The organism is Pseudomonas sp. OV226 (assembly GCF_003148705.1).
Lineage (GTDB): Bacteria > Pseudomonadota > Gammaproteobacteria > Pseudomonadales > Pseudomonadaceae > Aquipseudomonas.
The window spans coordinates 17,371-38,118 of sequence record NZ_QGGS01000035.1 but is presented as its reverse complement, the minus strand read 5'-3'; the positions used below and the strand labels follow the sequence as shown (position 1 = coordinate 38,118).

19 protein-coding genes and 2 pseudogenes are annotated in these 20,748 nt (G+C 56.7%); 9 read left to right on the top strand and 12 right to left on the bottom strand.

Features of this window, described 5'->3' with window-relative positions; genetic code table 11:
• Window positions 1–42: 42 nt before the first annotated feature.
• Window positions 43–1,521, bottom strand: coding sequence for a cytochrome c oxidase subunit II (locus C7534_RS30955; protein WP_109788117.1), 1,479 nt, complete (start codon window positions 1,519–1,521; stop codon window positions 43–45).
• 317 nt (window positions 1,522–1,838) lie between these two features.
• Between C7534_RS30955 and C7534_RS30950 the strand changes: the two genes are divergently transcribed.
• The 3 genes from C7534_RS30950 to C7534_RS30940 all read left to right on the top strand — a co-directional run bounded on the left by C7534_RS30950 (window position 1,839) and on the right by C7534_RS30940 (window position 5,066).
• On the top strand, window positions 1,839–2,177 hold the full coding sequence (locus C7534_RS30950; protein WP_109788127.1) for a hypothetical protein: 339 nt from the start codon (window positions 1,839–1,841) through the stop codon (window positions 2,175–2,177).
• 334 nt (window positions 2,178–2,511) lie between these two features.
• Window positions 2,512–2,943, top strand: a complete 432-nt coding sequence (locus C7534_RS30945; RefSeq protein WP_046032439.1) for a glycine zipper domain-containing protein — start codon at window positions 2,512–2,514, stop codon at window positions 2,941–2,943.
• Window positions 2,944–3,434: 491 nt separating this feature from the next.
• Window positions 3,435–5,066: a multiheme c-type cytochrome gene (locus tag C7534_RS30940; RefSeq protein ID WP_109788116.1), complete on the top strand. Its 1,632-nt coding sequence runs from the start codon at window positions 3,435–3,437 to the stop codon at window positions 5,064–5,066.
• 115 nt (window positions 5,067–5,181) lie between these two features.
• Here C7534_RS30940 and C7534_RS30935 read toward each other — a convergent pair whose 3' ends face one another.
• Both C7534_RS30935 and C7534_RS30930 read right to left on the bottom strand, forming a co-directional pair.
• Window positions 5,182–6,003, bottom strand: coding sequence for a DUF1254 domain-containing protein (locus C7534_RS30935; protein ID WP_256594853.1), 822 nt, complete (start codon window positions 6,001–6,003; stop codon window positions 5,182–5,184).
• Window positions 6,004–6,162: 159 nt separating this feature from the next.
• A complete protein-coding gene (locus C7534_RS30930) occupies window positions 6,163–6,588 on the bottom strand; it encodes a hypothetical protein (RefSeq protein ID WP_109788115.1) in 426 nt (141 codons plus the stop codon).
• 168 nt (window positions 6,589–6,756) lie between these two features.
• On the opposite strand from C7534_RS30930, the gene C7534_RS30925 reads away from it, so the two are divergent.
• Window positions 6,757–7,431 carry a TetR/AcrR family transcriptional regulator gene (locus C7534_RS30925; RefSeq protein WP_109788114.1) on the top strand — a complete coding sequence of 225 codons (675 nt, stop codon included), beginning with the start codon at window positions 6,757–6,759 and terminating at the stop codon, window positions 7,429–7,431.
• A 362-nt stretch (window positions 7,432–7,793) separates the two neighbouring features.
• On the top strand, window positions 7,794–8,492 hold the full coding sequence (locus C7534_RS30920) for a response regulator (protein WP_109788113.1): 699 nt from the start codon (window positions 7,794–7,796) through the stop codon (window positions 8,490–8,492).
• Here C7534_RS30920 and C7534_RS30915 read toward each other — a convergent pair whose 3' ends face one another.
• The 5 genes from C7534_RS30915 to C7534_RS32670 form a co-directional block, all read right to left on the bottom strand.
• Window positions 8,493–9,956, bottom strand: coding sequence for a sensor histidine kinase (locus C7534_RS30915; RefSeq protein ID WP_109788112.1), 1,464 nt, complete (start codon window positions 9,954–9,956; stop codon window positions 8,493–8,495). It abuts the gene before it with no gap.
• A 50-nt stretch (window positions 9,957–10,006) separates the two neighbouring features.
• Complete coding sequence (locus C7534_RS30910) at window positions 10,007–10,492, bottom strand: adenosine-specific kinase (RefSeq protein WP_046032433.1); 486 nt, start codon at window positions 10,490–10,492, stop codon at window positions 10,007–10,009.
• A gap of 178 nt (window positions 10,493–10,670) precedes the next feature.
• On the bottom strand, window positions 10,671–11,918 hold the full coding sequence (locus tag C7534_RS30905) for an MFS transporter (protein WP_109788126.1): 1,248 nt from the start codon (window positions 11,916–11,918) through the stop codon (window positions 10,671–10,673).
• Window positions 11,919–11,995: 77 nt separating this feature from the next.
• On the bottom strand, window positions 11,996–12,673 hold the full coding sequence (locus C7534_RS30900; RefSeq protein ID WP_046032432.1) for a DUF3313 domain-containing protein: 678 nt from the start codon (window positions 12,671–12,673) through the stop codon (window positions 11,996–11,998).
• A gap of 26 nt (window positions 12,674–12,699) precedes the next feature.
• On the bottom strand, window positions 12,700–13,143 hold the full coding sequence (locus tag C7534_RS32670) for a hypothetical protein (RefSeq protein WP_175648994.1): 444 nt from the start codon (window positions 13,141–13,143) through the stop codon (window positions 12,700–12,702).
• A gap of 170 nt (window positions 13,144–13,313) precedes the next feature.
• Between C7534_RS32670 and C7534_RS30890 the strand changes: the two are divergent.
• Window positions 13,314–13,550, top strand: a pseudogene (locus C7534_RS30890) (methyl-accepting chemotaxis protein); the annotation flags it as partial.
• A 305-nt stretch (window positions 13,551–13,855) separates the two neighbouring features.
• Window positions 13,856–15,070 (top strand): aldose 1-epimerase family protein, encoded by a 1,215-nt coding sequence (locus C7534_RS30885; protein ID WP_046032430.1) that lies wholly within the window; start codon window positions 13,856–13,858, stop codon window positions 15,068–15,070.
• A gap of 6 nt (window positions 15,071–15,076) precedes the next feature.
• Here the strand turns inward: C7534_RS30885 and C7534_RS30880 are convergent.
• The 4 genes and pseudogenes from C7534_RS30880 to C7534_RS30865 all read right to left on the bottom strand — a co-directional run.
• Window positions 15,077–15,253 (bottom strand): annotated as a pseudogene (locus tag C7534_RS30880) (YifB family Mg chelatase-like AAA ATPase); the annotation flags it as partial.
• Between the two features lie 395 nt (window positions 15,254–15,648).
• On the bottom strand, window positions 15,649–16,716 hold the full coding sequence (locus C7534_RS30875; RefSeq protein ID WP_109788111.1) for a maleylacetate reductase: 1,068 nt from the start codon (window positions 16,714–16,716) through the stop codon (window positions 15,649–15,651).
• Between the two features lie 21 nt (window positions 16,717–16,737).
• Entirely contained in the window at window positions 16,738–17,133 is a 396-nt protein-coding gene (locus tag C7534_RS30870) for a nuclear transport factor 2 family protein (protein ID WP_109788125.1), read from the bottom strand.
• 24 nt (window positions 17,134–17,157) lie between these two features.
• Window positions 17,158–17,991, bottom strand: a complete 834-nt coding sequence (locus tag C7534_RS30865; RefSeq protein ID WP_109788110.1) for a dioxygenase — start codon at window positions 17,989–17,991, stop codon at window positions 17,158–17,160.
• 172 nt (window positions 17,992–18,163) lie between these two features.
• Here C7534_RS30865 and C7534_RS30860 point away from each other — a divergent pair, with 172 nt between their 5' ends.
• The gene (locus C7534_RS30860; RefSeq protein ID WP_109788109.1) at window positions 18,164–19,078 is read left to right on the top strand and encodes a LysR family transcriptional regulator; all 915 of its coding nucleotides are present in this window, start codon (window positions 18,164–18,166) and stop codon (window positions 19,076–19,078) included.
• A gap of 175 nt (window positions 19,079–19,253) precedes the next feature.
• Window positions 19,254–20,684 carry a sugar porter family MFS transporter gene (locus C7534_RS30855; RefSeq protein ID WP_109788108.1) on the top strand — a complete coding sequence of 477 codons (1,431 nt, stop codon included), beginning with the start codon at window positions 19,254–19,256 and terminating at the stop codon, window positions 20,682–20,684.
• Window positions 20,685–20,748: the final 64 nt, after the last annotated feature.

Sequence of the window (20,748 nt, the reverse complement as noted above, 5' to 3'; positions counted from 1 at the left end):
CACGTCATCCTCCTGCTGAAGTTTCAGTGTGTTTCTGGCTCCTTACGGCTGCTTTCCTGGCTCCGCTTTGCTCGTATCAGTTTCGGTGTTCGCTTTGGATTTGATAAAGGCGATCAGTGCGTTCAAGTCCTTATCACTCGGAGCAAAGGCCGGCATGACGGCTGCAAAGCCTTTGACGATTTTTGCGTTGGGATGAAGAACCGACTCTTTTAGATAGCCCTCATCGACCTTTACACTCGTATCGTCGGCGAGGGTTTCTGTCTTGCCATACAGGCCCAGCCAACTGGGGCCCACGCCCTTGTTGCCATCAACGCTGTGGCAGGCCAGGCAGCCAAGCGACCCGGCCAGCCGCTGACCCTGAGCCGCCAGGTCTTCACCTGGGGCCGATGCTTCGCCGGTCGAAGGTTCATCGCCTTGCTGCGCAGCACCTAGTGACTTGATCAGGGCGATGACAGCACCCAGTTCATCGTCATTGAGAGTATAGGCCACCATCACCGGCGGGTAGCCCTGTACCAGTCGGGCCTTCGGATCGAGAATCGACTCTTTCAGGTAGGCCTCGTCGACTTGCACACGGGTGCCATCGGCGAGTTGTTCAGTGCGGCCGTACAGCCCCTTCCATCCCGGGCCGAGACTGGCAGTACCATCCTGGCTATGGCAGGCCTTGCAGCCATGTTGTTCGACCAACTGGCGGCCTTTTTCCAGCACGCTGTCTCGACTCGGCTTGGCAGCGGTCATTAATGTCTGCGCAAAAGTCGGTTGGCCTTTTAGCCATTGATCGAAGACATCCTGTTCTACCACGATCATATGACCGCGCATGTTGTAATGCCCTACGCCACAATACTCAGCGCAAAGGACTTCATAGTTCCCGGTTTTAGTTGGCGTAAACCAAAAGTACGACACCATGCCGGGCACCATGTCCATCTTGCTGCGAATTTGCGGTACATAGAAATCGTGCAGCACATCTTTTGAGCGCAGTAAAACTTTCACCGGCTTGTCGAGTGGAAGGTGAACTTCATTGTTTATTACAAGCACATCGTCCTGCCCTGCAGGATCCTTGGGGTCAAGGCCAAAGGGATTGGCGGAATCAATAAACCTGACATCCGATTTGCCCAGCTTTGCGTCTTGGCCGGGGAAACGAAAGGCCCACTGCCACTGCTGGGCGACCACTTCAAGTTCGTAAGCATTTTTCGGCACCCGGATGAAATCGTTGTAAACAACCAGACCTGGCGCCAACATCGCGGCAATACCTACGGAAGTAACGATGATTAACCATAATTCCAGTTTTTTACTTTCTGGCTGGTAGGCCGCCCTGACACCCTCCTTGTGACGAAAGCGCATCACCGCTACAGCCATGAATACCGTGATGGCAATGAAAAATATCCCGCAAATAATCAGGGTGATGAACAGGGTGGTGTCTATGGAGCCCCAGTTGGAAGCGGCCGGTGTCGCCTGCCAGGGCGCTAGTATGTCGAATAGCACTGACGCAATAACGATTAGTATCAGGACAATTGCTATTGCCATTTCCTCTTCATCCTATTCCTGTTGTTCATTGGTTATGCAAAAGCATCGCCACTGACATCCAAGCAGGGAAGACAAATACCACCCGTCCGGGTGGCAAAGTCAGTAAGAAGTATAGAACCATCGAGTTGTACCGTGAGGCTGGCAAGCGAGGCCCGGCGACCAGCTATACTGAATTTCTGATGACGGACGGCAGGGTTCGGCCAGAAGCGGCGCCAAAAAAGACGAACTCTGCCCTTGTGCAGTCATCAAACGTAAGTGATGGCATTGAGCAGGGACGATAGCTACAGAGTCCAGCAATCCACATGGGAGGTTTCGTCATGAGTGCCCTGACGATCGAAGGTTGGTGCAAATCCAGCGGCGCCCAAAAGTCCACCCCGATGGGGGAAGTCCATTTCTACGTCGACGGACCTCTCCATCTCCGTCTGGAAGAGGCCGAAGAGCGCTTGCAGAAGACCCAAGAGCCTGAAGCCATGGTCGATGTCGATATGAGCTCGATGGAGTTAAGAATGCCCGAGGGATACGCCCCCTTGTCCGACTGCCAGATGCGTGTCTATCTGCAGCACGAACGCGGTCAGTTCCATATGGTCGGGCACCGAGCGAGCGATGGCAGCTTGATCTATACCAACGCGGTTTTGATTGATCAGCTGCTTGAGTAGTGGCTACGTGATGCTCGGCATCGGTCTTTCTCTTTGGGGGGAGGGCGGTGCCGAGCGTGACCGTATAGACCTTCAGTCGTAAGGAATACAACCGGGCGGCGCATGATCCGAGTCGAGCCGATTGTCGACTCGCGCAAAGACGTGCGCTCATCCCCCGGCGCGCTATCGACCCCCCGGTTTAGCGGGGTCGCCCACAGGTCATATTTCATCGATAAACGGTTTTACAACTCACCGATTGATTGATCCAGGTTACTGCACGGCCGAATAAGTATTGACCTGACTGTTTCGTACCAACAGACTTTTCTTCTTTTGTGTATTTCTTAAGGTCTGTCTGATGCGTAAATCATTCTCCATCGTTGCAATTAGCCTTCTTGTATCGCAGTACTCCCTCGCCGGCGAAACGACCAACACGGCTATCGGTGGCGGTGTCGGCGGCGCCCTTGGAAGCGTGGTCGGTCAGGCCATGGGCGGTAGCACGGGCGCCGCGATCGGAGCGGGAGTAGGTGGCGCGGCTGGGGGCGCAATGACGGCGAAGAGCGGCAAGAAGACTGAATCAGCTATTGGTGGGGGGCTCGGGGCAGCGGGTGGCCAGGTGATTGGCAACAGCGTCGGTGGCTCAACCGGTGGCCTGATCGGCGCTGGACTGGGCGGTGCTGCAGGGGGGGCTGTCGGCAACAATATGGCCGATGACAACGACCACCACAGTTCTGACTACAAGCATAAGAATAAATATAAGGATAAACATAAACACAAGCATGGCGATTGATCGCGGGTGCAGAGTCAGAACTAGTGGAAACTTTGTTTCAACCAGGGGGGCGGGCATAACCTTCCCCCTAGGGGCGTCTTTTAGGCCGTGGAGTGGTGGTCTTCAACGAATCGGGCTGTAATCACGGGGAATTTGCGTAAAACGCGGCATGTCCACATACGCGACGCCACCCCCGGTTTCGGCGTGAGTCCCCCCCCACTAATGAGCGCCATTCCCCGGCAGCATTCGCGTCTCCATCAACACACTATTTCAGCCAGTGGCCAATGTGTGCGGGGCGTTCAGTTCATCGCACATGTTTGCCGCAGTGCTGGCAAAGTAATTGCTACGTCAGCTTATCCCATCCACCAAAGGCGCAGAGTCGGGAAGCTTTGGAGCTGAAAGTACCCCCGTTGAGTGATTACATATAACCATCGGTTTGCGTCATAAAATTCCCCTGGCTACTCAATAGAAGTGCCGCAGTCATCCTCTGCAACCGTCTAGGGGGAATTCTTATGAATCACTCTAAACGTACGTGTACACCGGCAGCGTTGCGCTGGTTATCGGCCTTGATGGTTCTATGGGTAATGTGCGCCGGCTCTTGCACGGCCTCGTTCAATGTCTCGGCTGGCGTCAAGCTGGCCCTTGTCGGCTTGAGTATTTCGCTCACGATATTGTTCATACTGTTTTTCCTGGTGATCAAACCTTTCGTTCGCCGTTTTTTGTGCTTTCTGGCTTGCCTGCTTACGGTCACTCTGGTTGTGGCCGATGAACCTCAGGGCAATGACACTCAAGCCAATGAGAAGTGGCTGGAGCCGGAACGCTCCAAGCTCATGCATGTGAATGGTGGGATGCCGTTCTTTCCGCACCGGGCCAATACCACTGGCAACCTGGTTTTGAATGTTAAGGACTTCGACAATGCCCAGGTATGTGGCGCTTGCCATACGGAGATTTACAAGCAGTGGCGCTCCTCGATGATGTCCCAAGCCTGGGATGAGCCCATCTATCGAGCCTTGCTCAAGCGTGCGAGTTCGGCCACCGACGGGAAGGTCGATAACTTCTGCACCGGCTGCCATACCCCGATTGGTCTCACGACCGGTCAGATCACTTCGGAAATCAACCGCTCATCGATTGAAGACAGCACCCAACATCATCCAATGCCCGGGGTCGATTGCGAGACCTGTCACAACATCAGTGCCCGCACGGGCCTCGATAACGGCGCTTATGTCTTGAGCCCTCGAGCGCACGGTAAACCCACCAAGTTCGGCCCGCGTAAAGATGCCGTTTCGCCTTATCACGACACCGTGTATTCCGCTCTGCACACGCGCTCGGACTTTTGCGGCACTTGTCACAACGTCACGCACCCGTTCAGCAGTGTGGCGGTCGAGCGAACCTATGACGAATGGCAGGAGAGTGCCTACAGCCTTAACGATGTAACCTGCCAGAGTTGCCATATGCAGGGTTTTGCGGGTAAGGCCGCGATCATGGGGCCGGACCGCGAGCAAGTCGCCTCGCATTGGTTCAGCGGAGCCAACGCCATGATGCTCAAGCACCTCGGTCAGGACGAGGGTGCGCAACGCGCGCGCGACATGCTCGTGCGTGCGGCGCAAATACAATTCCAGCAACTGCCGGCAACTGTCATTCCCGGGCAATACACCTCGGTTGCGGTCAAAGTTGCGAATGTCGGCGCAGGGCACAAGCTACCGACCGGCTTTCCAGAGGGACGGGAGATGTGGATTGATTTCCGGGTACTGGATGCCAGTGGTCGCGAGCTCTATCGGCTGGGTTCGATCAAGGACGGCAAGACCGAGGACAACACCCGAAACTTCAAAGTGCACATTGGCGACAAGGACGGCAATCCGTTGGACGTCGAAGTCTGGAATGCCACGCAAATTCTCTCGGACAACCGCATTCTGCCCAAGGGCTACGATATTGGGGAGTTCTCCTTCCTGGTGCCGGCCGACGCCGTCGGGCCGATCACCGTGACTGCCGAACTGAACTACTGGCCGTTTTCGCAGAAGCTGGCCGACTACCTGCTCGGCAAGGATCAGTTGCAGGTGGAAATTACCCAGATGGCCAAGGTCACGCAGAGCGTTCCTCTCTCGACCAGCCTGCCAGTCGCCAAGGCGGACACTGCGCACTTTTAGCTGCACAGTGTCGAAGTCCAAGGGGCTGATCTCTATATACGCCTTGCCGAAGGAGAGGGACGTTAGAGGAGGGTTCGTTGCACAGCAATCGACGCATGGCAAACGGTCGCGGACGTTATGAAGCCTTGACGATCTGCGGCGGGCTCCACGTTCCTTTGCCAGGCGGCAAGATGGAAGGCGCCTGCGTCTTCGGCCAATAGAGACGCATCACCAGGTAGATCCGATCATTCGGTGCGGGCAGCCAGTTGCTTTCCTTGTCCACGCCGGGTGAGTTTTTCTGCAGGTAGAGCGTTAGTGAGCCGTCCGCATTCTTCTTCATACCGGGCAACATTGGTGAGTTGATGAGGTAGCGATTGATCGGGTTTTCGATCAGCAATTGCGTCTTGCCGTCGTACATCGTCACTGACCAGAAGGCATTAACCGGTGGAAGTTGTCCGGCAGCAAAGGTGATCGTGTAGTTGTGCTTGTTGCCGTCGAGCGGTTCGCCATTTGGCAAGGTATTGGCCAGCGGGTACGTGGCCTCATCGGCATCGTTGGCGTATATGCCTGCTTGCGCAACAGCAGCACGCTTGAGCCAGTCGCCATTGTAGAAGGCGTTGTCGCCGCCGGCACCGACAACGTTCCAGCCATTAATCCTGGTGCCCAGATTTTTAATCCCTTCCTCAACCTTTGCATACCCAGCCTGCAGGCCTTGAACCACCGCGGTTTTCTGTTCGGCGGACAGGTTCTGGAAGTTGAAGTCCTTGCCGACGCCGATTCGGGCAAGTTTCTCGCGGATCGCTACTTCGTCCGGTGTGGCCGGGTCGAACTGCAAGGCAAAGCCCAGATACTTGAAGAAGTCAGTCTTCACCAGGTCTTTATCGATCTTCGGGAAATCAATCGCGGGTGCTGCAGGTGGCGCGGGCTGCTGGAGATAAGCGGAAAGCGGCTGCACCATCACTGTCTGTCGGTATCATCGCCTGCGTCCTACGCTTTGACGTGTTCAAAGAACAGTGAGAAATCACTATGATTCCCGGTCGCAAAGGGCAGCATCCGATCCAGGGAGGACACACCCTGCACCGATACGCTGCCTAAATACGACTAGAAGTAACCTGCGTCATGACTGACGCGATTCACCGTTCGCACCGCTAAAATTTTCGAATGTTACGCCGATGCGCGAGAACACCTGCCACACGAAGAGCAGCACACTGAAACCGATGAGAATTGATGCGAACGCAATCAATGGCTCGACTGAGAGGAAGCCCTTGATACGCAGTGTCAGTGCGCCGAGCATCACCGGTACGCCAACGTTGTACGTCCAGAACTGTGCGCTAGCGATGCGTCCTTCAGTGATTGACGGGTGCAACGTGCCAAACAGCCCGAACAGTGCCATCGACACCCACCCCAACAGATTGATATGGGCATGTACCGCGAAGAGTGAATGGTCGCCGGAAGCGCCCATCGTCACGCCCAGCGCCACGCCACTGGCAAAGTAGAGGGCCGCGAGCCGAAACCAGGTCCGTGAACGGGGATTGTGATTCATGGCATTCACCTCATGCGCCCTGAGGCGCGCTCAGTTGCTGAAAAAACGATGTGGAATCGTTATGCCCGGCGCGCCGATTGTGCTTCGCAAAGCGCCATTGGCATATCCTGCGTTGCGTGTCTATTATGAGACTCAAGTCTCATTACAAGACGGAGTATCATTTATTCCATGTCGACCTCGAAGTCAAGCCCGCCTGTCCGTGATACTGATACGCAAGGCCGCGCCAACCAGCGGCAACGCACGCGTCAAGCGCTGATCGATGCCGCCATCGCCTTACGCGACGAGGGCCACAACCCGACTGTCGCGCAAGTCGCCGAGCGCGCGATGGTGTCGCGGGCCACGGCGTATCGTTACTTTCCCTCGCCTGAGGCGTTGATCAGCGAGACGGCGGCCGATCGCGACATGACGCCGCTGGAGAACCTCTGGCGGCCGGGAGATGATCCGGTAAAGGGCATCGGCCTGGCGGCGAACGCGTTGAACACACTGCTGCTCGACGACGAGATTGGCCTGCATGTGATGGAGCGCTCGTTCATGACGGTGTGGCTCGAAACGGAACCCCACGAATCCTTGCGGCCGGGGCGACGCATGAGCTACATCGAGCCGATTGTCGACTCGCTGAAAGACGTGCTCTCACCCCGCGCACGCAAGCGACTGAAACAGGCGCTGTCGATCGTGATCGGCACCGAAGCGTTGATCGCCGTGCGCGATATCGGTGGCGCGAGCATCGAAGAATCGCTCGACACCTGCGTTTGGGCCGCTCGAGCGCTCGTCCGCCAGGCGCTGGCGGAGGATGAGCCGGCGCGGCAAAAGCGCAAGGCTGTGTCCGCAAGATTGCGAGAGTGAACCCGCATTTCACTGGGGGCGCACTCGAGTAGCCCGTCGACGCAAGTCCAGGCGGGGCCGGTGCTGCCGCTGTATGTGCCTGATCGAAGAAGAGCGACGGTTGGTCGAATGAATGATGAATCCGGGTGAATGAGACTGTCTGTTTTTTGATGGGCGTAGCGGCCTTTTAAAACAATGGGTTGGGGTACAGAGGTTCAGAATCCCCACGTCGTGATTGCTTACTGAGGATCGAAATTTATCCGACCTAAGTCTGACTTCTTGACGCCAGGAGCCTTGGACACTCGACGGATAACCAGCGGGGTCCCTGGTTCCCTGCTATTAATCAATGAGTGTTCGAGTGCTAATCCTTTCGGGAGCGCGTTATGAGTCCATCCATTCGCATCGGCATTGCCGACGATCATCCTTTGTTGCGTGAGGGCGTTGCCAATACGTTGAAAAGGCGGGCGGATCTTCAGGTCGTGGAGCAGGGCGCCAATGCGGATGAAGCCAGGGATATTGCCGTGAGGGTTCGTCCGGACGTGATGTTGATGGACGTCAATATGCCGGGCGATGTTTTCGCGGCGGTACGATTCATTGCCACTGAGCTGCCGGAAGTGAAGGTGCTGATGCTGACCGTTTCGGAATCCGAAGATGACGCCTTTTCGGCACTGGAGGCCGGTGCGCGCGGGTATGTGTTGAAAGGTGTCAGTGGACCGGAACTGGTCCTGGCGATCAGGTCGGTTGCCAAGGGCGAGTCATACATCACCCCCGAATTCGCCAATAAACTGCTCAATAACATCAAGAAACACAAAGCGGAAAATCAAACGTTTGATCTCACCCCTCGCGAGGAGGAAGTCATTTGTGAAGTTTCAAAGGGGCTGACCAATAGAGAGGTTGCGTCAAAGCTGTCGATCAGCGAAAAAACCGTCAAGCATCACATGGGCTGCGTGATGCAGAAACTGCACGCCCGAAATCGTGTCGAAGCGGTCACGGCCCTACGGCATTACAGAGCGCACGAAGCTGTCGGGCGGCTTCACATCGACGCAGGGAAAACACAAGCGGATGCCGGGAATGGCTCCTGACTAGATCTTGAACTGTGCATTGACCGACGTACCCGAGGCGCAAGAGTCGATGCTGAACAACCCGCCCAGCGATTCAACGCGATAACGCAAACCGGCGAGCCCCAATCGGGTTCTGCCGGATGTCTCGAGCAGCATGGCGTCCTCCGTCATGCCGGGACCCCTGTCCCTGACGCTGATATTCAATACTTCATCAATGTATTGCGCCTGGATGACCTGACCCTCGCCGTTGGCATGACGGTAAGCGTTGTTGAGGGCTTCTTGCACAAAACGGTACAAACAGAGTTTGAGTGGTAGTGACGCGGCCTTCGGTAGTCGCCCCAGGGCTAACGTGACCTTGGTGCCCGTGCGTTGCTCGTGCCGTTGCGCCACCAATTGCAACTCTTCCACCAGGCTCAAATCGTTGATTTCCGGAAGTGCCAGGCCTCGTGATAATTCGCGGACCTCCCGCAATGCGTCGGTGGCGGCGCCACGAATGGTTTCCATCGACTCCTGATCGACTGCGGAGCAGTTTTCGGCCAAGTCGTCGAGCCGGATCAGAATCAAGGTCAATAACTGCGCCGGCCCATCGTGCAGGTCTGCACCAATGCGCCGCAAGGTGAGTTCGTTGACCCGGGAAAACTCCTGGGTCGCTGTCGCCATCTTGCGCTGGAGTTCGACATTGCTGACGTGTAAACGGGTTTGCTCCTGCAGCCGTAAGTGCAGTGCCACTTGTTGGCGCTGGATAATCTTGTCACCGCGTCGCACGATGAAGAAAAGCAGCGTCAGCATTGCCAGCGTCGCGGCGCCGACAACCTCCCATACCTGCTGTCGGACACGATTGATCTCGCGCTTGAGGCTCTCGGCCTTTTCATAAAACTCGCCCACCGCGATGACTTTCCTGGAGTTTGAATCCCGCAGAGGCGCGTAGATCTCATAGAGCGGCAGGTTGAGCTTGCGTTCGAACTCGTTCTCCTGCTGGCTCAGCTCTTCAAGGTCGGTGACCACTTTGCCTTTGAATGCCTCGGTGATCTCATCCACGGGGAATTGGTGGTTGGTGATGGCTTTATTCGTGCTGTAGACAACTGTGCCATCCGCCCGCCAGATCTTGATCGAAACAATGTGCTGTTTTAGCGCACGACTTTGCGTGAGGCGGTCCAGGGCCTGGACACTTTCAGCCGAGAGGTTGTTGTCCCGGCTCATCTCCTGCACATAGGGCTCCAGAAACGTGTCCATGTACTGAGCAGCGGCTTCTGCCGCGCTATGTACCGCGGCACCTTCTATTCGTAGGCTCACCAAATTGCCGACGAAGAACATGGTCAGTCCCAGGATCACCGCAGCGGCAATGACAAACTGGGTCGAGTGACTCAGATTGCGCGCCTGGACTCTGATTCGTCTGTGCCAGATAGGGGAGGGGGCGCTCAGCGCCTCAGTTTCCTGCGCGATAAACGTCTCGTTTTTGGATTCGACTTTTGCATCGTTTGCCATCGATTGGGTTCCCTGAACATCCTGATAGGTCGATCGGACAACCCTGCAACTCACTGTTTGTAGCCAATTTGTCGCAACAGATTCTTGCGCCACTGAATGTCTTCATCGCCTTCAATGTCATTGGCACAAAAGCCATCCACTACGCCCAGGATTGCTCGCCCTTGTTCCGTCTCAGCGAGAATCACCTCGGTTGGATTGGCTGTTGCACAAAAGATACGGCAGACCTCTGGAACCATTTTGATGGTGTTTAACACGTTCAGCGGATAGAAACCGTCGCCCAGGAAAATGATGAAGCTATGGCCTGCGGCGATGGCTTTCGCATTCTTCTGTGCAAGTTCAATCATTGGGGTATCGGTGCCAGACCATCGCACCAGGCATTTGCCAGAGGCTTCACAAAAGGCCACGCCAAACTGGATACCTGGTACAGCATTGACCAGCGCTTCGTGGATGTCCTCGACGGACTTGATGAAGTGCGTCTGACCTAAAATGAAGTTCGTCACTTCCGGTTTATCGATTTTCAACGTGATGAGTTGCATCTCAAACCCCTCCATTCACGAAGTCGTTACCAGCGTCTGGCAACACACCAAGCATAGCTACTCATTTGTTATTGCTCCGGCCACTGACGGTTTCTGGCCGTTTGCTCCCTGTCGTGAGGGGTTGCAATCGACCAACGTCAGACGGACTTGTCGTCCTGATGGTCGTGACTGGGCGTTGTTATCGAACCTGGACTTTCGATCGGATCACCCACAACCCCAAAAAAGTCAAAACAGCAAAGCCCCCTCCCATCAAGAAGGTCGCTTGGTAGCCTGCCGTATCCCATAGCGCCCCCGCGATGACACTCGCCATCAGCAAGGCCAGTCCGGTCAACAAATTGAACATGCCAAATGCCGTCCCACGCAGTTCAGCCGGCGCGCAATCGGCGATGAGGGCGGCGAATATCCCCTGGGTAAACCCCATGTGCAGCCCCCATAGAACGACGCCGACGACCAGCCCCGCAATACCCGGCACAAACGCCAGCGTCAAATCGGCAGCCATCAGAAATATCAGACCTATGCCGAGCACCGGCACGCGGCTGACACGATCAGACAATGCCCCGGCGGGATAGGCTGACAGCGAGTACGCCACTGCCATCAGGACAAGTACCGCTGGCGCCCACATCGGCGCCAGCCCAACAGCCTGGCCGCGCAGGATCAGAAAGGCCTCGCTGAAGCGCGCCAGGGTGAACACCGCAGAGACACCCACCACCCACCAGTAACCGGCGCCCAGTCGGGCCAGTTCCCGCCGACTCAAGGGCGTACGCACCCGTTGCGGCCCTTGCACTTGTCTGGGCTCATGAACGAACAAAAGCAGCACAGCGACGGCGAGGAAGGCCGGGATGACAGCCACCCAGAACACGGTCTGGAAGTGGTTCGCGGTCAGCCACATCAAACCAATCGCCAGCAACGGCCCCAGGAATGCACCAACGGTATCCAGCGTCTGACGCAGGCCGAAAGCCGCCCCGCGTACCGCGGGTGGTGTGATGTCGGCCACTAATGCATCGCGCGGGGCACCGCGAATCCCTTTGCCGATACGGTCGATAAAGCGAGCCCCGGTCAGCCAGTCCAGCGAGCCCGCCAAAGGAAAGATTGGTTTGGACAGCGCCCCCAGTCCATAACCCAGCGCCGCCAGCAGCTTGCGTTTGCCCAATCGATCACTGAGCGCCCCGGAGAATACCTTGGTGATCGAGGCTGTAGCCTCGGCTATTCCCTCGATGAGACCCACCGCCAGGACGGAGGTACCCAGTATTGTCACCATGTAGAGCGGCAACAATGCATGGATCATCTCTGAGGAGATGTCCATCAGCATCGAGACGAAACCGAGCGCCCAGATGCCACCAGGCAGGGTGCGCCAGACATTGCCGGTTGACGCCTTCTGGATTGGCGCAGGAGTGGAAGTACCGCCCGACTTGTCAGTGGTTTTCATCATGAGCCTCACACTCCTTTAGCCGCGTCGGCAGGATGCCAGAGGAGGGAGAAAAAAAGCTGAAAGGTTTGTAACGGTCAACTGTGGATGAACGTCCAGAGATCAGTACTCAGTTTGTCGATAGCGGCTTTAAAGTCCTTGGTGGTGATGCGCTGGCTCTCGTTCTCTAGCTGGCTGCCGAATACCTTGCGTACCACTTTGGCCATGGTCTGATTGGTTCTCGCGTCAATGAACTCGGCTTCGAAGTAGATATTCGTGTCTTGATCCCGGTGCCCGGTGGCTGCCTGTGTCGCTCCGACAACGGCTGCGATCGGCATCACTTCATACCACTTCATGCCTTCGTTCGAGGCGCTGACGCCCGTGATCGCCGCACGCAGGATCAGGGGGCGTGAGCCGGCCGGTGCAGCGGCCGCGTTAGATACCCTCCGGTATTTCTGGCCCAGCACGATTTTGGCCTTCCTGGACATGTAGTCCTGCAATTCGACCAGCGTCTGCTGATTGACCTGTTCATTGGGCTTCGGCGCGGGGTAAAACTCCAGCGTTCTGAACGCGATGGTGTCATACGCATTCGGGTTCCAGGACGGGCTCACCCAACGCATTGCCTTCTCACCGGTGGCGGTGGTCACTTCTTCCAGGTTGTTGTAGTTGGACAGGAAGCCGGAGTACTGCTCGCGCTCAGTGACCTGGGAGGTGCAACCGCCAAGTAGCAGGCTGGCCATTGCAACGCCAACAAACAGTTTATGGGCCAGGGTCATAGTGAATTCACTCCTTGGAGCCAGGACTAATTACAGGACTCAGTTACAGCCTTCTCGGTGCGTTTGATTTCCTGCTTGATGTCCGTGGTTATTCGCTGTTCTTTGAGTTGCTGTTCGAGAAAATGCTGACTCCCCAGGTTTTTCAGTTCTGCATCGGTCGCTGCGTCCTTTGCCTCCAATTTTGCGGCGTGTGCGTCTATGACCGCTTCAACCTCCGCGTCATTGTTTGCGGTATCCAGCGCGCTGACCAATTCATCCACCTCAGAACTCTCCGCCTCGGCGTAAGCCTCCATAGACAGCCCCGCAGTCATCGCTCGTGCTCGAGTTTCCAGGGTTTTCATATGCTGCTGTACTGACCTGCACAGGGCCTCCTTTCGCTCGTTCTCGAACGATTTCCACTCCATGAACCTCTGCGTTGTTACACCCATCACCGTGATGATGACGGCGGCCCCAATCAATCCGGCTCTCACGTTTCGCAACCTCAACAAGATTTTGTGAGTGATTACCTTAAATCTACTCGAGAAATTAAAAAGCGTAGCAGGACGGTGCTAAAAATCGCTTCGAGCCGTTTCTGGGCATGCTGACTGATTCGGGCCGTTTTCTGTCTGTCGCGGAGGGTAGTAAACGACCCGAAGCGGACATTCACGAAGGTCTGCTTTCGGCTATCAGAGGCATTACCGTGTTTGCCCTGCGCTCGCTGGACGCTGCCAACCTCGCCACCCGCGAAGAGCATCTGGCGAGCGAGGCGCGGTTACTGGCCGATTAACTGAGCACTTTTCAAGGCACGTTGCGTGAAAGTACCCAGCGCCTTAGCGGCCTGTTCGAGAAACGCTTCAGTGCCGGATTGAGCGTGCATCCGGATGAACCGGTGGCGGTGACTGCCAAAGAGCTGGAGAAGCTTGCGGCGGATTTGCGGCATGAGGTTGATCGGTTCCGTTGAGTCGTTGCCGAGATTGCCATCGCGAGCAGGCTCGCACACAGTTGATCTCGAATGTTCACAAAACCTGTGCTCACCTTCAAGTCTAAACATACAAGCGAGCCTGCTCGCGATGGCATCGACTCAATTTTTCGATTTGTCCCAAATCTTTCTTGGCATTTGCCGGCGTGGTATCGCTTTTTAAGCTTGCTGAAACGTTTCATCAAGTCTATAAAAATGGCACAACTCCAAGAAAGGCTGCTGCCATGACCCCGCTCAAACTCTTTGTTGCCCTCAGCGCACTGTCCGCTGCCTCCCACGCCATGGCCTGGGATTACGTTTTGCTCGACACCGACAAAGCCGCCCAGAACTGGCAGATCACCAGCCAGCAACTCAGCATAAAAACCGACAAACCCTTCAACGTTACCCTACGCACCTTGCACGGCGGTCGGCAGGAGGGCGTCAGCATCGTTGACATCGATAACGGCACGATGAAACTCTCGGTAGTGCCGACTCGCGGAATGAACGTCTTGCAGGCCTCGGTCGGCAATGTGCGCATGGGCTGGGATTCGCCGGTCAAGGAAGTGGTCAATCCGTCCTTCATCGAACTCAATGGCCGCGGTGGTCTGGGCTGGCTGGAAGGTTTCAATGAGCTGGTCACCCGCTGCGGATACGAATGGGTCGGCCACCCCGGCGTCGACAACGGCGAACTGCTGACCCTGCACGGTCGGGCCGCCAACATTCCTGCGAACAAAGTCACCCTGCACATCGATGAAAAACCACCGTACGCCATCACCCTGCGCGGCGAACTGAAAGAGCAGGCGTTCAAGAAGGTCGACTTCTCCGTCGCGACCGAACTGGTCACCGAACCCGGCAGCGTAGTGTTCACCCTCAACGACACCCTGGCCAACAACGGCGACTATCCGAAGGAATACCAGGCGCTGTATCACAGTAACTTCAGCACCCCGTTCCTGGAGCAGGGCGCTCATTTCGCCGCGCCGGTGAAACAGGTGTCGCCGTTCAACGACAAGGCCAAGGGCGATCTGCCCGACTGGCAAACCTACCGCGCACCGACCAAGGACTACGACGAAACGGTTTACAACGTGGTGCCGTATGCCGATGCAAAGGGCGATACGTTGACCGTGTTGCATAACAAGGCCGGCAGCCTGGGCGTTTCGGTCGGCTTCAACACTCAGACACTGCCCGTGTTTTCCCTGTGGAAAAACACCGATACCCAAGGCCAGGGCTATGTCACGGGGCTGGAGCCAGGGACAAGTTTTTCCTACAACCGCCGTTATCAGCGGCCACTGAACCTGGTACCAACAATTGGGCCGAAGGAACACAAGCAGTTCCGCATCAGCTACAGCTTGTTGGCGGATAAGGCTGCTGTGGATAAGGCCTTGAAGCAGGTGAGCGAGATTCAGGGTGGGCGGGAGACTGAGGTGCGGCAGACGCCGTTGGTTGATCTGACCAAGGGGTGACACCGGCTAGAGCATTGTCGGCCGATATTGCAGCCCATCGGCCAAATGTTCGCGTCTGATCCCGTCGGCTTGTTCAAGGTCCGCCAGTGTGCGCGCGACCTTGAGCAGTCGATGGGCTGCTCGCAACGACGGAGTTAAACGCTCGCAGACGGATTCCAGCCTGTTTTCATCGGCCGTGGATAGGTGTCTAGCCTGTTATTCGTATCGAGGATCTGCATTCTGAGCCTAGGGAGTCCGATGGATTTGTAAATCGTTCGGCTCAAGTCACTTTGCCATCAACGCATCGAAATTATCGACAACCACTTTAATGTTCAAGGCGCTACTCGCTGATCACGCCAGCATGTTGCTATTTGCCTAATGATGTATTCGGTCACTGTCCGCTCTTGGCCGATTGCTGCCTTTCATAATGGGCGCTTACAGACACGGTAGAGCGTCGTTTGTAATGATCCGACTTAGAAGACGCTTTTCTATCAGCTACTTTTTGGTGGGTGATCCTTGGCAAGCTATCTAGGGATGTCCGTTCGAGTGCAAACCGAGTGCACAAAGCACTCGATCTGACTTTGTGTTCATTATTCGGTCTACTGTGGACGAACGCCGTCATAGGCGTCCTGAAGCAACTGGCGGATTGCCTGCGCTTCGATGGGTCTCGGGTTCCAGTATGGGTTGGACAAAGCGATATCGGTGGCGCGATCCAGATCCGCCTCGGTCAGGCCAAGATCCTTGAGTCGGGTCGGTGCGCCCAGGGAGCTGGAAAGATCGAACAATGCGGCGGCGGGACTGCAATGGTCGACGCCCAGCGCTCGGTTGATGCGTGACAGTGCTGGTGCGGCAGGCTGGTTGTACGCAATGGCGTGGGGCAGCACGATGGTGTGGGTTTGTGCATGCGGCAGATTGAAGCTGCCGCCCAGGGTGTGGCACAGCTTGTGATGCAGTGCCATGCCGACGTTGCCCAATACTGTGCCGCACAGCCAGGCACCGTAGAGGCAATCGCCGCGCGCGTCGAGATCAGCCGGGTTTTGCTTGATCTTTTTCATGCCTTCGGCCAGAGCGCGAATCCCTTCTTCGGCCATCAATGACATTACCGGATTGCCATCCTGGGCATACAGGCCTTCGGCCGCGTGAGCGATGGCGTTCATGCCGCTGGTGATGGACATGTCCAGGGGCAGGCTGACGCTGAGTTCAGGGTCGTAGATCACGGTTTTTGGCAGGACGCGCGGGTCCTTGCCGGTGCGCTTGAGACCGTTTTCGGTCAGGCCGAATACCGGTGTCATTTCAGAACCGGCGTAGGTGGTCGGGATCGCCAGGATCGGCAGACCCGAGTCCATGGCGATCGCCTTGCCCAGGCCCGTGGTCGAGCCACCGCCGATCGCGATGGCGCAATCGGCACCCAGTTTATTCGCCACTTCACGAGCTTGGCGGGCGGTTTCGATGGGTACATGCATGACGGCCTTGTCGAAAATATCGGCGGCGCGATTGCCCAGCAATTGCGCGATATGTTCAGCCTGGGACCGTTGTTCCGGGGTGCAGAGCACCAGTGCTCGTTTGGCGCCCAACCGATCGATTTCCGCTTCCAGTTGTTGCAGCGAGCCTTTGCCGAATATGACGCGCGAGGGCTGGCCGTTGTAGATGAAGGGCAGGGTGGACATGAGACAGTTCTCCGGGGGCGATCAAAGCGCTGAGGGCTTTGCCATAGGCGTGGGTTGATAGACGAGCAGCTGCCATTGCAGGCCGGTCTTGAGCCAGACCGTCAGCGTGCGGTTGCGAATGGTTTTGTCGATGCCGTGGGACGTGATGTCGGCTGACATTTCACCAAAGGCGAGGGCGGTATTCCCTGACGAGCGAACTTCCTCAAGCCGATGATCAATGCGGTGATAAACGTAGAGACCTTCACGGCACTTGTTCAAATAGCTGTCCAGACTGTCCTTGAGCCCATTGGAATGGACATAGGTCAACTCGGGATGCGACAGGCGTTCGAAGGTTTGCAAGTCACCTTGGCGCATGGCCAGGTAACGTGCTGCTTCGAGTGCACTGATGACTGCGGTAATGGAAGGTTCGTCGAGCATGATTTCCTCGCGCACGGGTGCGATTCAACGTTTGGTCAGGACAAAATCGAAGGCGAGGGTATGGAAGGCATCACTGCTGAATGTGCCGTCGGGAGTCAGCCCGGGTTCGTGGGCAGTCCACTCGGTAATTAATGAAGAGCGCACGCCGAATACCGCATCGGAATCCAGATACGGGTCGCCTTCACGAAATACCTGGGTGGTCAGGCGTTGATAACCGGGAGCACTGATGGTGAATTGCAGGTGCGCGGGGCGCCATGGGTGGCGGTTGAGCGACGCAAGCATCTGGCCAACCGGACCGTCGTCGAGGATGGGCTGACAGTCGGGTACGACGGTCCAGAAATGGTACTCACCCGCCTGCTCGGCTTGAATCAGCGCCTGGTTGCAGTTATCGGCACCGCTGCCGCCGGCCATGCAGATCTGCAAGGTGGCGCCTGGAACGACGTTGCCTCTGACATCGCGAATCACGCCGCGCACATGACACTTGGGCCCGGCAAGGCCCGCGCTGATGTCAGCGCCCAGATCGAAGATTCTGGCGTTCTTTGCCTGCAACACATCAAAGGTTGTCGGCTCGGTGCAACCCTTGGGGTTCTTGTCGTTCTGTGCCAGCACCAGTGTCGACAGCCCCAAAGTATGGGAAAGCAACACGAACTCCTGACGATCCGCTGAACTCATTTGGCCCGCTTGGGCGAGAAAGTCCATGCCACGCTGCCATTCCTGTTCGGTCAGTTTGGTGTCGCGGGCAAAGGCGTGCAGATGTTGCACGAGGCTGGTCATGATTTCGCAAAGGCGCGCATCCGTGGTGCCACTGTTGCGCGCCAGTACGGCTTGAGTGATGGAGGCTTCGTCCAGATTACGCATCGTGACTCCGGGATTTTTTGGTTTTTTTGTGCCCTGTCTGCCTGTCGCGGGTGTGCCGCCAACGGCTCTGTTCAGGCTATAGCGCTGCACGTTATAGTTCCGGACAACGCAAAAAAAGACTGATAAAGAAAATCTTTATTTCATATATGAAAAAGTAGAAGCGGAGCACTCAATGGATCGGTTAACCGAACTGGAGCTTTTCGTCACGACGGCGGAAGTGGGTACCTTGAGCAAGGCGGCAGAACTGCTCGGCTTATCGAACGCCGCCGCCAGTCGACACCTGGTAGCACTGGAGCAACGACTCAACGTCCGGTTGATCGATCGTAATACACGTCGTCTTGCGCTGACCCATTCTGGTCATCAGTTCTATACCAGTTGCAAAAGCCTGCTCGGTGAGTTGAAGGAAGCCGAGGCTTCGCTGACCGAATCGCTGGTACAGCCGGTCGGCACCTTGACCATTACCTCGTCCATTTCGTTTTGCATGCTGCATATCGCGCCGCTGATCCCGGCGTTTCGCAAGAAATATCCACACATCAACGTCAAGGTCCTGGGCGAGAACCGCTATTTCGACATCATCGACAGCGAGATAGACCTGGCGATCAGGACCAAGGAATACGAGCCTGACTCCAACATCACCATTCGCCGCCTGGCCGAAACGCGCAGGGTGCTGGCCGCTTCACCGGGTTACCTGCAACGCATGGGCACGCCGAAGACCATCGAAGATCTGGCTAAACATGATGTACTGATCTACAGCCATGCCAACCAGCCCCGGGTCATGCGTTTCACCAAAGGCGACGAAGAGGTCGCGATCAAGGTCGAACCCATGCTGGAAACCAACGATGGGCAGATCGTCCGGGCAGCGGCCCTGGCCGGTGGCGGCATCCTGGTGCAGCCCAAGTACATCATCAACGCCGATCTGGTGGCGGGGCGCCTGATCCCGGTTCTGGATGACTGGGACCTGCCGCGATTGACGATCAACATGGCGTTCCAGAGCCGACGCTACATGCCTACCAAGCTGCGCGTGTTCATCGATTTTCTGCTCGCGGACTTTGCCGAGCATGAATATGAGCGCTTCTGGACGCGCTGATACTGCGTTCCGCTCCATCCCCCCAAGTCGCGCGTTCGCGCGACTTAACTGCCGGAATTCTCAGTTTTCCATCTAGTGGAAAACACATTTGCCGTTAGGGCGTTTGTTTTCCGATTCAATGGCAGTAGTCTCGATTCCACTGAGAGCACACATAACTTCAATAAAGGTTGACCTCATGTCTAGCAGTCAAACTGTCGGTGCTTCGTCGAAGATTCTCTGGCGAATTGCAGCCATCACTACCATGGGGTCATTGGGATTCGGGTATGACACAGGTGTCATTTCCGGAGCGCTGCCCTTCATGTCACTGGATGCCAGCCAGGGCGGCCTCGGTCTGACCCCGGTCTCGGAAGGTCTGGTCGCGTCCTCGTTGATCTTTGGCGGCGCCGTAGGTGCGCTGTTCGCCGGGCAACTGTCCGACCGTTATGGTCGTCTCGGCGTGCTCAAGGCGCTGGCCCTGCTGTTTGCATTGGGCGCCCTGGGTACCGCGCTGGCGCCGGATATGTGGTCCATGGTCGTTACGCGTTTCATTCTCGGCATCGCCGTTGGCGGTGCATCTTCCACCGTTCCCGTATTGATTGCAGAACTGGCAGCCCCCAAACATCGCGGCCGACTGGTGTGCCAGAGCGAACTGATGATTGTTTCAGGGCAATGCCTGGCTTACGTCGCCAGTGCCGGGTTGGCGCACCTGTTCGACAGCTCGACGATCTGGCGCTACATGCTGGCCATCGCCTTGATCCCGGCGGCGCTGCTTTATGTCGGCATGCATTTCGTCCCCACCTCGCCGCGCTGGCTGGTCAGCAAAGGCCGCGTTGCAGAAGCCAAGACAGTACTAGCCGGCATCCGTGATACGCAGCATGAAGCGGACCGCGAGCTGAAGGAAATCATCTCCCAGTGCAAAGTCGAAGCGCGCCAGACCAGTGTGCTCGCCACGCTCAACGAACCCTGGCTGCTCAAGCTGCTCGCCATTGGTATCGGTCTTGGCTTCGTCATCCAGTTCACCGGCGTCAACGCGTTCATGTACTACACGCCGATGATTCTCAAAGAGACCGGCATGGGCATCAACGCCGCCCTGATCGCGACCATCGGCAATGGTGTGGTCTCGGTGATCGCCACGTTGATTGGCATGTGGGTGATCAACCGCATGGGCCGTCGCTCGATGTTGTTGCTGGGGCTGACCGTCGTCGTACTGGCGCAGATCTTCCTCGGTGTGGTGCTCAACTTCATGCCGCACTCGCTGCTGCAAAGCTACCTGGCACTGTCCGGCGTGCTGGTGTTCCTGTTCTTCATGCAGATGTGCATCGGCCCGGTTTACTGGCTGCTGATGTCGGAACTGTTCCCGACCCATGCACGCGGTTTGATGAATGGCATTTCGGTGAGCGTGTTCTGGATTTTCAACGCCATCGTTGCCTTCGTCTTCCCGGTGTTGCTGAGCGTGCTGGGCGGCATGACCTTCTTCCTGTTCGCCGTGGTGAACATTGGCTCGATCATCTTCTGCACGTTGTGGTTGCCGGAAACCAAGGGCCTGACCCTGGAAGAAATCGAGCAGCAAATGAAGCAACGTTTCAATGGCCGCAAATGGCGCGCTGTCGACGCTCAAGCTTATTGAGAACGACCAGCGTCTGCCGGCAGTCCAAATATCAAGAGCCTGCCGGCCTTCAAGAACAATGAAA

Excerpts from the sequence above, each read along its gene's own strand:
- C7534_RS30950 (WP_109788127.1), top strand. The coding sequence starts at position 1,839 with ATGAGTGCCCTGACGATCGAAGGTTGGTGCAAATCCAGCGGCGCCCAA.
- C7534_RS30885 (WP_046032430.1), top strand. The coding sequence starts at position 13,856 with ATGACCCCGCTCAAACTCTTTGTTGCCCTCAGCGCACTGTCCGCTGCC.
- C7534_RS30940 (WP_109788116.1), top strand. The coding sequence starts at position 3,435 with ATGAATCACTCTAAACGTACGTGTACACCGGCAGCGTTGCGCTGGTTA.
- C7534_RS30855 (WP_109788108.1), top strand. The coding sequence starts at position 19,254 with ATGTCTAGCAGTCAAACTGTCGGTGCTTCGTCGAAGATTCTCTGGCGA.
- C7534_RS30945 (WP_046032439.1), top strand. The coding sequence starts at position 2,512 with ATGCGTAAATCATTCTCCATCGTTGCAATTAGCCTTCTTGTATCGCAG.
- C7534_RS30910 (WP_046032433.1), bottom strand. The coding sequence starts at position 10,492 with ATGCAACTCATCACGTTGAAAATCGATAAACCGGAAGTGACGAACTTC.
- C7534_RS30920 (WP_109788113.1), top strand. The coding sequence starts at position 7,794 with ATGAGTCCATCCATTCGCATCGGCATTGCCGACGATCATCCTTTGTTG.
- C7534_RS30930 (WP_109788115.1), bottom strand. The coding sequence starts at position 6,588 with ATGAATCACAATCCCCGTTCACGGACCTGGTTTCGGCTCGCGGCCCTC.
- C7534_RS30865 (WP_109788110.1), bottom strand. The coding sequence starts at position 17,991 with ATGCGTAATCTGGACGAAGCCTCCATCACTCAAGCCGTACTGGCGCGC.
- C7534_RS30925 (WP_109788114.1), top strand. The coding sequence starts at position 6,757 with ATGTCGACCTCGAAGTCAAGCCCGCCTGTCCGTGATACTGATACGCAA.
- C7534_RS30860 (WP_109788109.1), top strand. The coding sequence starts at position 18,164 with ATGGATCGGTTAACCGAACTGGAGCTTTTCGTCACGACGGCGGAAGTG.
- C7534_RS30955 (WP_109788117.1), bottom strand. The coding sequence starts at position 1,521 with ATGGCAATAGCAATTGTCCTGATACTAATCGTTATTGCGTCAGTGCTA.
- C7534_RS30935 (WP_256594853.1), bottom strand. The coding sequence starts at position 6,003 with ATGGTGCAGCCGCTTTCCGCTTATCTCCAGCAGCCCGCGCCACCTGCA.
- C7534_RS30870 (WP_109788125.1), bottom strand. The coding sequence starts at position 17,133 with ATGCTCGACGAACCTTCCATTACCGCAGTCATCAGTGCACTCGAAGCA.
- C7534_RS30875 (WP_109788111.1), bottom strand. The coding sequence starts at position 16,716 with ATGTCCACCCTGCCCTTCATCTACAACGGCCAGCCCTCGCGCGTCATA.
- C7534_RS30905 (WP_109788126.1), bottom strand. The coding sequence starts at position 11,918 with ATGAAAACCACTGACAAGTCGGGCGGTACTTCCACTCCTGCGCCAATC.
- C7534_RS30900 (WP_046032432.1), bottom strand. The coding sequence starts at position 12,673 with ATGACCCTGGCCCATAAACTGTTTGTTGGCGTTGCAATGGCCAGCCTG.
- C7534_RS30915 (WP_109788112.1), bottom strand. The coding sequence starts at position 9,956 with ATGGCAAACGATGCAAAAGTCGAATCCAAAAACGAGACGTTTATCGCG.